General features: G+C 37.8%; 12 protein-coding genes and 2 pseudogenes. 8 read left to right on the top strand and 6 right to left on the bottom strand.

The genetic code is table 11. The features are described 5' to 3' along the window. From ACM0OS_RS25865 to ACM0OS_RS25875, 3 genes are all read left to right on the top strand, one after another. On the top strand, nt 1-313 hold a 313-nt coding region (locus ACM0OS_RS25865; RefSeq protein WP_414546042.1), incomplete at its 5' end, for a hypothetical protein. A 443-nt stretch (nt 314-756) separates the two neighbouring features. Then, a complete protein-coding gene (locus tag ACM0OS_RS25870) occupies nt 757-1,272 on the top strand; it encodes a DUF4365 domain-containing protein (protein WP_414546043.1) in 516 nt (171 codons plus the stop codon). Then, complete coding sequence (locus ACM0OS_RS25875) at nt 1,269-1,811, top strand: hypothetical protein (protein ID WP_414546044.1); 543 nt, start codon at nt 1,269-1,271, stop codon at nt 1,809-1,811. Before ACM0OS_RS25870 ends, ACM0OS_RS25875 begins: the two co-directional genes overlap by 4 nt. 30 nt (nt 1,812-1,841) lie before the next feature. Here ACM0OS_RS25875 and ACM0OS_RS25880 read toward each other — a convergent pair whose 3' ends face one another. The 4 genes from ACM0OS_RS25880 to ACM0OS_RS25895 form a co-directional block, all read right to left on the bottom strand. Continuing rightward, nucleotides 1,842-2,834, bottom strand: coding sequence for a tyrosine-type recombinase/integrase (locus tag ACM0OS_RS25880; RefSeq protein WP_414546045.1), 993 nt, complete (start codon nt 2,832-2,834; stop codon nt 1,842-1,844). A 54-nt stretch (nt 2,835-2,888) separates the two neighbouring features. Next, on the bottom strand, nt 2,889-3,275 hold the full coding sequence (locus ACM0OS_RS25885; RefSeq protein WP_414546046.1) for a four helix bundle protein: 387 nt from the start codon (nt 3,273-3,275) through the stop codon (nt 2,889-2,891). A gap of 618 nt (nt 3,276-3,893) precedes the next feature. Beyond that, on the bottom strand, nt 3,894-4,520 hold the full coding sequence (locus ACM0OS_RS25890; protein WP_414546047.1) for a hypothetical protein: 627 nt from the start codon (nt 4,518-4,520) through the stop codon (nt 3,894-3,896). Nucleotides 4,521-4,731: 211 nt separating this feature from the next. Next, nucleotides 4,732-5,298 carry a hypothetical protein gene (locus ACM0OS_RS25895; protein WP_414546048.1) on the bottom strand — a complete coding sequence of 189 codons (567 nt, stop codon included), beginning with the start codon at nt 5,296-5,298 and terminating at the stop codon, nt 4,732-4,734. 929 nt (nt 5,299-6,227) lie between these two features. Here ACM0OS_RS25895 and ACM0OS_RS25900 point away from each other — a divergent pair. From ACM0OS_RS25900 to ACM0OS_RS25915, 4 genes and pseudogenes are all read left to right on the top strand, one after another. After that, nucleotides 6,228-6,587, top strand: a pseudogene (locus ACM0OS_RS25900) (response regulator transcription factor); the annotation flags it as partial. Nucleotides 6,588-6,662: 75 nt separating this feature from the next. Beyond that, nucleotides 6,663-7,097: pseudogene (locus ACM0OS_RS25905) on the top strand (response regulator); the annotation flags it as partial. A gap of 552 nt (nt 7,098-7,649) precedes the next feature. Next, entirely contained in the window at nt 7,650-8,033 is a 384-nt protein-coding gene (locus ACM0OS_RS25910) for an ATP-binding protein (RefSeq protein ID WP_414546053.1), read from the top strand. 90 nt (nt 8,034-8,123) lie between these two features. Then, on the top strand, nt 8,124-9,761 hold the full coding sequence (locus tag ACM0OS_RS25915) for a response regulator (RefSeq protein ID WP_414546049.1): 1,638 nt from the start codon (nt 8,124-8,126) through the stop codon (nt 9,759-9,761). Between the two features lie 434 nt (nt 9,762-10,195). On the opposite strand, the gene ACM0OS_RS25920 is transcribed toward ACM0OS_RS25915, so the two are convergent. Next, nucleotides 10,196-10,456, bottom strand: a complete 261-nt coding sequence (locus ACM0OS_RS25920; protein ID WP_414546050.1) for a helix-turn-helix domain-containing protein — start codon at nt 10,454-10,456, stop codon at nt 10,196-10,198. Between the two features lie 73 nt (nt 10,457-10,529). Here ACM0OS_RS25920 and ACM0OS_RS25925 point away from each other — a divergent pair, with 73 nt between their 5' ends. Beyond that, nucleotides 10,530-11,387 (top strand): DUF559 domain-containing protein, encoded by an 858-nt coding sequence (locus tag ACM0OS_RS25925; protein ID WP_414546051.1) that lies wholly within the window; start codon nt 10,530-10,532, stop codon nt 11,385-11,387. Between the two features lie 65 nt (nt 11,388-11,452). Here the strand turns inward: ACM0OS_RS25925 and ACM0OS_RS25930 are convergent. Then, the coding region (locus ACM0OS_RS25930) for a hypothetical protein (RefSeq protein WP_414546052.1) at nt 11,453-12,689 on the bottom strand (1,237 nt) is incomplete at its 5' end.

Below are 12,689 nucleotides of genomic sequence, written 5' to 3' on the forward strand. Positions count from 1 at the left end.
GTGTTACTGTTTTTTCAACTTGAGACTCCAAAAAGTTTTCTGCACCACTAAGATCACCATGTCTAACTCTGTTGATGTCGCGCAAATTTTTAGCACATTTGCCAATCTTACGAAAGAACTTGAGCCATTTATAAAAACCGATGACTTGAAAATTGGATTTGATAGTGAAGGCAATCCTTATCTTATTGGAGATGACTTTCAAGAGCCAATCCATGCGAATTTCATGTTGTGGCGTGCAGTTAGGAACGAAATCAGAATCTTGATTGCAAAACACCGTTCTCAGTATAACTCGGATGAAAAAAAGAACCCTTAAATTTATGACCCGTATCATATCGATTTGGGTGCGGAACAGTTGCCGTGTTGAGATATTGCTGTTAGGGGGGTAATCTGTACCAGCCTACAAGGGGATCTCGGCGGCCACCCTACAACATTAAGAAACTTAGTAATTAATTTCTTACCAAGGGTTGCCACAGCCTTTGGTATATCGCACCACATTCCCCACTTTTAGCTATCAATTTTGATATCAAAGCCGGAAATTACAGACCCAGCATAGATAAATAACACCTGCCTACTTCCGCAATCAGGATTTTGCCCCTGACGGAGTGTAAACATTTATGCGCCACCCTACCGAGGTATGATGAACGTTATTGGAAAGCTACATTATCGGCTATTTGTACTGGGATATTTATATATGATTAAATTCTTTTAAAGTTATAAATTTATGATAATTACCAGACCACTTTATGCAATGGAGAATTGAATAATAACAATAATTTAATGGATATCAACCAACAAAAAGAACAATTTAGCATCACCTATATTAGAGCCATCGCTGCCGTTGCCGGTTATTCTTTATATAGACCAGAAGTGGATAACGACAGCGTAGACTTAGGCATAGTTAGCAGAGGTGGCACAGGTAAAATCCTTTCTCCTAGACTAGAACTACAACTAAAATGTACAGCCAGAGAGATTCTTGAGGAAAATTATCTTAAATATCCGCTCTCTCTCAAAAATTATAATGATTTAAAAATCAATGCCCTTGTCCCTCGAATCTTAGTAGTTGTTTTAGTTCCCGAAAAAATAACAGATTGGATAAAACAAACAGAATCCGAACTGTGTCTTCGATATTGTGCTTACTGGGTATCCTTGCGCGGAAGTCCAGACACCGAAAATATAACCAATGTTACTATTGAAATACCTCGTAGTAATCAGTTGACACCAGATGCACTGCAAGCCATTATTGAACGCATTAGTTTTGGAGATTTGCCATGAAAGTTACTATTAAAGATAGTCAAATCCTCAAAACCGTTAACCCTGACGTGATACAGGCACATTTACAAGCGACAGGCTGGCAGGAGACAGGACGTATTTATAATAATGCTGGGGCAATTTGGCGACTGAAAAAAGATGCCGCCGACGAATATGAAATCTTGCTACCTCTCCAACATAGTTTAGGAGATTATGCTGAAAGAATCAGCGATATATTAAAAACATTAGAGATAGTAGAAAATCGTGACCAAGTTGAAATATTAAGCGAATTTATTACCAATTATCCCAACTTCACCTTTCTTGGCATAATTATGCAAATTGCCACTCCATCAATTGATTCTCTGAGTGGAGAAATTATTTTATTAGGTGAAGTTTTTGAGAAATTACGAGAAATCAAAACCCAACTGGCAGACCATGATTATATCTTAGCTATTAAAGCCTATCAAGAACGTTTACCAATTCGCTGCACAGGTGATTTAGTAAAAGTTGACAATCATTTTATTCTCGAAAATCCCCACAATTTGCTTCTTAATAATATCTAAATCCGGCTGGTCAAGATTTTTAGGTTTTTTCTAAATCAATTCTGATATCGAATCACTCATCTGCTTTTGCAAACGCTGGCGGTTATCATCATATTTCAATACCGTCTGCACTTGAGCGTGTCTGCTGAAACGCTGAGTAGCACGGTAGTTACCATTATTCAGATCCAAAACTGTAGTAATCGCACTGTGACGGATGCGATGCGGCGACATCTTCTTAGTAATTCCCGCTTGTTTACATAGCCCATCCACCAGTCGCCTAATTGCCTCCCCTGTCAATCTCGCTCCATTCTTGTGATAAGCCAGCACCGTAAAAAGCGGGTCATTGCCACGTTTTTTCTTACTTGCCTTAATCCAACAGGAAATCGCCGATACGGTTTTATCCGATACGTCAAGCACTTCCTTCTGGCTACCCTTGCCTTTACCTAGAATCAAGAGAGTTTTTTCCTTGGGGTTAAAATCACTCACATTTAAGTTGACTATCTCATTGCGGCGCAAGCCATTATCCCAAAGTAACCGCAGAATGGCATAATCACGCTTGCCCTTTAAAGTGTTTTGGTCAACCAGCGCTATAACGATGGCATAGTCAGTAGCAGAAATACCTGTAGTGTCCCGGTAAGTTTCGACCCTTTCACCTTTGACATCATCTAAAGAGAAATTGCAGACCCCCAGCCGTCGCCCCATCTCTACCATTGACTTGATAGCACTAAGACGACGGTTCACCGTAGCTTCAGCCAGTTTTTTCTTAATCAGGTGTGCCTTGTACTTGAGAACCACAGCGACCGCGTGACGCTGTTCCAGGTGCAGAAACTCTAATACTAAATCCCGGCTGGGTTCTTTTTTGGCAACGAACACAAAAAAATCTTTCAAGTCTTTTTGGTATTCGCGCTTGGTATTGAGCGATCGCTTATCACCAATCAACTGCTGAATTACATCAGGGTCATTCTCTAGAGAAAAGTCCTCACCGATTGCTAAGGAGAGCGAATTTTCTAGAACACTTAGGTTTTCAGGATGGATCGATGTCATGGTTTTAAGCAGGGGAGCAGGGGAGGCAGGGGAGGCAGGGGAAGCAGGGGAGGTTTAACGCTTTATCAACCAAGGTGTTGGATTGTTAATCATAGTCACCAAACCAGATAAAACGCGATTGTAAGTACCATAAAGTTCCCTACCGATTTCAACATTTATGTAATTGCATTTAACAGCAAACTCTATCCATGTTTGAGTTTCAGCCGCTTCAGCCTCACAATCATTCAATTTGGCTACAAATGCTGCCTCATACCTTCGTTTTCGCCATGCTTCTGCAAAATTGGCACACACAGACCGTGAAGACCGACGAATTTGGTCAGTCAGTGAATATCGTTCCTCTACTGGAAATTTTTTGGATGCCTCAAAAATCTTCATAGCTGTGTCAAAAGCCATCTTGTAGACTTCTAAATCTTTATGGTCTTTAATCGCTTCTTTATTCATCTCCCCCTGCCTCCCTTGCCTCCCCTGCTTCCCCTGCTCTCTCTACTCCACCATTTTAGTATTTATTACTGCAAGTGGTGTGAAAAATCATATTGTCGCACTATGTTGTAGCACAGTGGGGGGAGGGGGTTGGGGAGTAATTGTCAGATGATTGACATTTGAGGAGGGCGATGAAGAGAAATTTTTGGCGATGAAAGTGTAAGGATTGACGAGGAAGTACGTGATCTGACGGTCAAAGAACACCATTATTCATCTTTCGGGGTTAGGGTGTTCCAGTTTGTTTATGAGAGGCAAGGATTCAAATTACTGATATCATTCTTGCTATCAAAACTGTCTATACTTGCTTCTATGAAACGTTTGGAAAATTATTGCTATCAAGCTCGTGATATCATTTTGGGGCAGGGGCAAGTGTAAGGGACAAAAAGAGGTGAAAGCTTGATTTTACAGTGCAAAATTTTGATTCACCCTGTATCATTTTTGGGCAAGTTAGTAAATAAACAAGGGATTGTTTGCAATATTTATTTACAACGTGTCTCTTTTTGCAGGTATCTCGGCGGCCACCCTAAATGGTGAAGATTAAGTCGGGAAGTGGTGGTAGTTAATTTTTTCTACATTCTCTTAGAATTTATTCCAACCAGTAATTCCTTTTAAAAATGTAAACTGCTCTATTCCCCAAAAGTAATAATTAGAATCTGCTTCAAATAAATAACAATTATCAGCACTGAATTTGTATTTAAAATTTATCTTTTGTGAATTATTAAATGAACTCAGCATATCAGGAATCGCTTGGCGGTAAGCAATAGGAAGATGGATATGTGAAATTTCACCCTCAAGAGTAAAGCATTGCCACAAAAACAAAAAGGATGAATCTGCAAATTTTGTGTTAATTCCTGCTTTATCAAGAGCAAGCTTTAGCTTAATTATGGACGATTCGTTATTACCATAAAACTTAAATCGCATTGATTGTCCATAAAGATTAGTATACTCCTGGTATGCGTCTCTTATTACTCCAATAGGAATATCAGGACGAACGGTTGAGCCATCAGGGTAAATCACACTGGCATGAAAAGTTGGATAGGTAGCCTGAAATCGAGTTTTTAGCCATTTTGATACAGGCATTTTGCGGTTGGCAGCACGACTGAAAGGATACTCGTCAGATATAGGGCGTGTCGATTTTCCAGAGACTATAATTTCAAATTTTTCGACATATCTTACTCGTTCAGTAATTTCTTGATTTATTCGCATTATATCTAACCACTCAATATAAAAACATTAACTATTAACCATAATCAAGGGTGTTAATAAATTGCTTTAAAAACTAAAATATCACTTAAGATAATATATTTTTTAGGATTGTGCTTTCTGTATTAACTTTTGATAAAGTCCTAAGCGAATCCTTGAAAAGCTACCTAATCTTTATATCTAGTTTGCATTTACTTTATATAAAAAGTTATAATTAATCTTCTTTGGAATAAAGATGATATGAATTTGAGGTAACGTTATATGGATGTTTACGCATAAAATCTCTGATTAGCTCTAAAATAAGGTCTGAATCTTTTATATTAAGTTGCTGTGCTAATATTTGAAACTTTTTTTTCTCTTCTACATCTTTAAAGCAAATTGGCATACATTCTGGATTATAATCTTTAGAACTGACAAACCATAGTTGTGTCAATTCATAATTATCTTTACTTAGTATTTTTAATTGTGCAATAAATTCTAAATTTAATTTATGAATACGAAATGAACGATGTTCCTGATTGTAGTCTACATGATGACAATAAGGTTTTCCAATTTTATCAAATGCAAATTGTGCCTCACATGGTTGAGCATTCTCTAGTGAAAAATGAATGTAATGCTCCCATACTCTATCAAAAATTTTAATAAGTTCTTCTTTAGTTAATGGTGATGTAGATGAAGGTCTACGCCTTTCAGCTTCCTCATCTTCAATTAGTTTATTTGGAATTGCATATTTAAAATTTGCAAGACGAGTTTTTGTTTCTGTACTAATATGTATTTGCATATTTTGTATACTATTTTTCTATCCTATTATTCGGGGACTAAATTAGTGTTTCTTGAATTGAACTGTACAGTCTGACTCTAATTAAAGTAGTTACATCTAACAGATATAGATATTTTTTTAGATGTTAGTTATAGAGTACCCAGAAATTAATATTGAGTAACAGCTTATCAAGCAAATACTTGAAGTTAATTTTGGCTACTCGGCTATATCCCAATTAGGCGTAGATATAGCCAAGCTGTCACCAGGGGCAAGATAAGGTGAAAGTGTTGCCAATAAAGGATTCCAGAAAAACAAGTTATCAAAGGTTTTTAGTGGTTTTGACGGGTGTTTTATAGACACAGCCACAAAATCGACAAAATTCCTGTCTCAAAGACAACTCTAACTACCTGTAAATTCCGCAGTTAGGCATCACTGTGCTAAAACGCTCTCATTGTAAACTCTCGGTTATAATCCTTGTACAGCAACAGTTTCAGCAATGTATATCTGAAGTGATATTTCATCAGATAGAGACACAACTTGAAGTGCGATTTAAGAAACGTTGATCATTGCGTTTCTTACTTTGCATCTTCAAGCCAGTTGTAGAGAGCATCTCCAGAGCCAATACAGCGCAATCAGTCTGCGCTGTCGTGGTTCTAAAATTTCTGATTCGTACAATTGCACATTCACCCTATCTCAATGTTAGGTTGCCAATTGAGATAGGGTGAATGTGTCTAAAAAGACTAGTGTTATTCTCAAGGCGATTTTAGAGCCTCAATCAGCATGGATCTATTGAATGTGGTTTTAAAATTGTCTTGTTTGCAGTTCACTACAGCTAGAGTATAAACTAGTTTTTAAGTATGACGTGGTTGATCAATCAAAACCAATTTAAAAATGTACAGACTTTTTTCAAAAATCAAACAGGAGTCCTGTAGAAATAAAACATTATTACTATGAAATCACAAAAGATTAAAAGTATCAAAGATAAAAAAATATTAGTAGTAGAAGATGACGCTGTTACACGCAATTTGCTTCATAATTTTTTCGTAGACTCTGGTTATATTGTTGAGGTAGCAGAAGATAGAAAAACCTGTCTAAGCGTGCAAGAAAAATTCAATCCTGATATCATTACATTAGATCTCATCTTACCGGATGTTAAAGGTTACAATTTAGCGTGCGAATTAAGAGAAAAAAACCCGTATTTAATTATTATAATGCTGACTGGACATGAAGATGAATCAAACAAAATAAAAAGTTTATCATTAGGAGCCAATGACTATTTGACAAAGCCATTCAGCCTAGATGAACTGAAAGCCAGAATTGAAAATTTTTTAAATTTTAGAGATGCTTTGGAGTTAAAGACGCAACGCTCTACAATAGCTAATTTTATGTTGGATTATAAACAACCAGAAGTTGTTGCGGATAGGGAAAAATGTATTACTTCAAAAAATAAAAATATCCTAATAGTAGAAGATGATTTTATAAATGCTCATGTATTTTCTAAGATTCTTACGAAGCGAGGTGGCTATCATGTTCAACATACAGAAGATACTGATGAGGTTTTAATTTTAGCTGAATCAGGCACAATTGACATTATTCTAATGGATGTTTCTCTTAGTCGTACCACTTACCGAGGGAAGTCTATAGATGGAATTAAAATTACTCAAATGCTAAAATTTAACCCAAAAACTGCATCAATACCTGTGATTTTAGTGACTGCTCATGCAATGGAGGGTGATCGAGAAAACTTCTTGATTCAAAGTGGGGCTGATGATTACGAGCCAAAACCTATTATGGATCATCAGGATTTTGTGAATTTAGTGGATCTGCATTTGTATGCAGATCCACTAGAAAAGCTTAAAAAATACCAAGAACGATACGCAAGGAGTCAAGCTTTTTATAGCGAAAAAATCTCTAATCTTGAATCTGCTTTGAAAGAGGCTAAAAATAGGATTGAGGATCTGGAGAAAAAACTTGAGAGACACATAGAAAGTGAGAATACTGGTGAACTAAATTCAATAGTTTTGGCAGAACAGGAATCGTCATCGGTTGATATTCCTATTCAGCAAAGCAGTAATCATCAAACTAATGAACTCTATCAAATAATCTGCGCTGATGTAGCTCATAGTCTTAGAGGAGAGATTATGAATATCGGAGGTTTTAATCAAGAAATTCGTGATTTATGCAATAACTCACCTGAAGTTTTAGGGGAGTGTGAACTAATTGAGAGAAGTCTTCAATACAGCCAAATTCGCCTGCAACGACTAATGGATTATCTTAGTTTAGGTAAACCACAGATGAAGACTATCGACATTGACAAGCTAATTGGTGAAGTTGAATCATTATCTAGACCTCGATTACCTTCTAGTATAAATATGGAAGTACAAATTCAAGAAGGCTTGAAGGGAAAAACTATTCTTGGCAATTCGGATCAATTAAAGAGTGTATTAGTTGAATTGATTAATAACTCCACTAAAGCCTTACAAAGATCAACTAGAATATTGCATAAATCAGATAGAGTTATTCAAATAATTGCAGGCTATGAAGATGGCATAATCATCATATCGGTGAAAGATAATGGTTCTGGTATTAGCGAAGATTTAACAGAGCGACTCTTTAAAGGAGTTGTAACAAGTGATATGGGATCTGGCATGGGCTTATACATAAGCAATAAAATTATACATAAAATGGGAGGCAACTTAAAGCTAGAATCATCCGATCAAGGTACTACTATTACTCTTGAATTTGCAGAGAGTTAAATGAATATAATATTATATTCGAGACAGCCGGGTTTAAAACTAAATTTTTGTGCAATCAAAGTCTTGGTTAAAAATTAAAACATTTATATTATGGCATTAAGAATTTTAGTAGTTGATGATAATAGAGATACTCTTAGAGCATATATCAAATCTCTACAGCGTAAAGTCAAATCAAAAGGCTTTGATTTAGGTGGGAGTCAACTTATAAACACTCAATTTCTAATTGAAGTAGAAGGATGTGATTCAGTTCTAGTAGCACTGGAAAAGCTAAGAAATCAACCATTTGAAGTCTTAATTGTTGACTTAAAGATTCCAGGGTCTTCTGGTCAAGAAATGGGAGGATTAGAGTTAGTTGATGAATCAGTAAACCTTGATATACTTCGTCCAATTATTGTCATTACTGGTTATGGTAGCGTAGAACTAGCACGGCGAACTCTGACCAAAGGCGTTTTTGATTTCATAGAGAAGTCTTCAACAGCAGTTGATGATCTAGTAGCAGCAGTTCAAAAGGCAATCGATTGTCGTGATGAAAAAATTAGGAGAGTTGGAAACCCTTTTACACCAATGACAGGATTAGAACCAACTGTCTTTGGAGGAAGAACAAGTGAACTTGAGTTTTTTGAAGACAAGCTCAACAGAGCCATTTACACTAAGCACTGTGAACATTTCCTAGTTCTGGGAGATTGGGGAATCGGTAAGTCAACATTACTGAGAGAATACAAGAAAATTTGTCAAAGTCGTGGCTACATCTCATGTATTGTTCCTCTTGAACCTTTACAATCTGGTACGAGCTTACTTGATGCTTCTCGCTCTATCATAGAAGGTATTTTGCACGACTTACCTTATCCTGTTGAAAGGTTCAAGAAGGTGCTTGAGTTCTTTAGTTCTCTAGAAGTTAATATACTTGGAACTGGATTAAAATTCCAACGGAATGGTAATAATCGGGAAGTAATATCACCTCAAGCTTTTCTACATGATACTTTAACCAAGTTGTGGCAAGATATTGAAGATAAGACTGATGTATTTGTGATACTTCTTGACGATCTAGAAAACTTTGCAGCGATTCCAGAGATTTTTATGACATTAAAGTCTGCGCTGTCAATGGACTCACTTATGCAGAGTAAAATTCTTGTTGGGTTGGCATCAACTTCAACGAATTGGCTTGAGATCACATCTGTTCAAAAACATCATCCACTTTCAAGGTATTTTTTGTCTAGAGTTGAGCTTGCACCACTTACTGAAATTGAACTTCAAGAAACAGTTCATAGCTCTCTTGCTGGAACAGGCGTTTCATTCAGTCAAGAAGTTATGCGAAATATTTTTGAGTACTCTGGAGGACATCTATTTGAGATGCAATTACTCTGCCACCACCTCTTCAAAAACCATGTGTCGAGACAGGTAGAAATGGATATATGGGATAAAGCATTACAAGACACTGTGAGATACGTGGGAATTGCCATTTTTGAAAAGTGGTGTTCTGATTTAAGTGCAGATGAAGCAAAAGTTCTCAAGCTTCTTTCAGAGGAAGAAAGCCCTGTGCTACCAGAAAAACTAACTACCACTTTAGATATTACAAATTTGAGGCTTTCTGCAAATTCAGTTGAGGACGTATTGAAAAGCCTTTTTCAGCAGAAGCTCATCAGCAGGAATATTTATGGCGGTTACAAGATCCAAGATCGGTTGTTTCGCACTTACCTCAGTACTTACTTGGAGCATCCATCAGTTTGAATAAACGCAAGGTCTAACAAGGAGAGCGAAAAGGCACGGGTGCAACTGTGCAACAGGAGTGTGCAGCACTGGCAATCATAACCCTTGTGGTCAACCACTTCTCTTTTTCACACCACAAGCGTTGCTTACTTTTGACTTATTATATTTCTCCGCAATGAAAAGAGCGATCACCTACGGTGGGGATACTGTTGGCGAATGTACTACATATTTGTAAATACAAGTATTATGTAAGCTTAAACCTTCAATCTGTCGTTGCGGCTTTTAGTTGTAATACTTTTGTTTATGTGTTTGTAACACTTTCGCCAACAGTATCCGGTGGGGCTACGCCCATCGCACGGGAGCATCCAGTTTTCTGCATGGATGCTACCAAAACGCAGTTATTCATGGGCAAGTTTCAGTCCCTGAAAAGGGTGAAAAGTTGACTTTACCGAACATCATATTGATGTTGAAGAGTTGTTTTCAGTATCAAAGTCAAAATCAACAAAGAAATCTAGAGGTTTTTGGTAAATTACCGCAAAATCAGTCAGTTCAACTACATCTACTCGTCTTTCCCCAGATTCACAACGTGAAACGTAAGATTGCGGCTGATTCAATTTTTTAGCCACCTCTACCTGCGTTAAATTAGCTTCTTCTCGAGCTTGGCGCAGTCGCTTGAGAAAAGCTTGATACCTGAGTGAGTAAATTGAACCTCCCATGCTGGGAGGCTACAGTAGCTGCTACAATATGCAAAAATAGCATATTTTTGTAATATTATCCCGATAACTATCTATGCAATCCCATCAACTTCCAGAATCAAAACTGCACTTTGAGTACACAAATACGGAAATAGCCTCCTTAGTACGTGGACTTTTAAGTCAAATTCAAGTGAAACTACGTTCAGCGATCCTGAATTACTATGAGAGTGGGCAACTGCTATATGAAATCAGAAAACATTTAGGCTATGGCCAATTTAAAAAATGGCTAGACAGCTCTGAATGGGAATATAGTCCAACTACAGCGTATAAATGTTTGCTTGTCTATGAGCGAACGCAGGAGCTGGGAATACAAACCGAATGGTTTGGTACCCAGTTTATGGTTTCCCTGTCAAAGCTAGTAGAAATACTTCCTCGCAAACAAGAAGCCATAACAGTGAAATTAGTGGAAATGCTCAAAGCCGGGAAAAAAGTTGATATAAAGGTGATTAACCAAATCACATCGATGGTACGACCTCAACTGAAGTCGGTTGACAAAGTTACTCATCACAAGGCTGCGTATATTTCAAATGATCCAATTTATTTGTGGTCAGGTCTACGCTTTCGCTCAACACCGGAAGTGCAAATTGCAAAGGCGCTTGAGCAACATTCTGAAATCGCTTTTTGGCCTAATTGCAAAGGTCGGCTTAACACTCCAAACGGAAGACGTAATTTGGAACCGGACTTCTTAATTTGTTATCAGGGGAAGCTGGGGATTTTAGAAGTAGATGGTCCTTTTCATACTCCAGAACGGCGAGTTGAAGAACAAGAACGGGAACGCTATTTCCGAAATCATGGCATTCGAGTAGTTGAGCGCTTTGATGCTAAAAGATGTGAGCAAGAACCAGAGCAAGTGGTTGAAGAATTTTTACAAATAATGAAAAATTTATACTAAAAATATTTGTGATAGTGAGCAACCAATTTATATGATTGAGGAGTAGCCCCAAAGAAAGGGTTTAGTTAATCTTCAAAGTTGATTGGCTTACCGTTGAAGTGTTGATAGATACGCTCAGGGTGCATCCAGTTTGGTAGTGTCCGTTCCTCATCTTCTAAATTATTGCCGTTCTCATCAACTAGACCATAGCGGACAACTACCCTAGACAGTGGTGTTTCACCATTGGCGCTAAATTTCTCCAGTAAAATTGTCCCTGCCTTCCGTGAGGCGGCTGTACCATCTGGGAATGACTCATTGGTGGCATTATGGGTGATCCCCAGCAGGTATTCCTTGGCTTTGCGGGTGTCGGTGAGGGACATTTTGAAGAAAGCAATAGCCGTGTCACCACAAAGTGATTTTAAATTGGTAAATTCATCCACAATTACCTGCTGCTTTTTGGTGGGTTTTTCCTTAATCCGTTGCAGCCATCTATCACAACAATCTTCAAAAGCTGTGCTGATTTCATCTTCTGATTCGGCTTTACTAGTGGCTTCTAGCAATTGCCATACATGGGCATTGTCACCTGTGGCATGACGGTCGATTAATTGATGAATTGGGGCATCAAGACAGTATTTTCTCATGAGTGCGATCGCACTAGCTGTGTATGTCTTACCTGAGCCTTGATTACCAATCAACCACAATGGTTTGAGTGAATTGATGATTTTCCACAGATACCCATCTTCATGATTTTTCAGGGCATCTATGAGGGCATCTTTTAGCTGTTCATCTGGTGATAATTGAGCTTGGTGTGAGTCTTGGATATTGCCAGATAGCTTACTCAGTTTTTTATTGGTTTCAGCAACATGAAGTTTATTATCAGTAATAACCTTGTCCATCTCTGACAACTGCAACTCATGATTTTTCAAGGACAATTCACCCTGTAAAGTTCCATTAAGGTGGTCTAATTGCTGTTCTCCTGGGGATTTCATAGCCTCGATAGTTTCAGCAGTTTGTCGGGCGATGGCTTGCTTGGTTATCTCAGATTGTTGGGCTTTAGAGAATGCCGTTAAGTCCAAATGGTTTTGAGTAATAATGTCATTCTCCAATGCTTTGATTTTAAGCAAAGCGAACTGGCTATGAATTGCTTTCTCTTGCTTGTCAGTGAGTGATTTACTGGTAGCATAAGCAACGAGCAGCGCCACACTTCCACCAATCCCAAATAGGTAAGCGGTGCTGTCTTCTGGTGGCAGTACCCTTAGCACTCGGACATTAATATCAAATAGTTGATTGCGTCGTTCATTATCAATAATGTGAGCAATTCCC

The organism is Nostoc sp. CCY0012, from assembly GCF_963920855.1.
Taxonomy (GTDB): Bacteria; Cyanobacteriota; Cyanobacteriia; order Cyanobacteriales; family Nostocaceae; genus Cyanocohniella.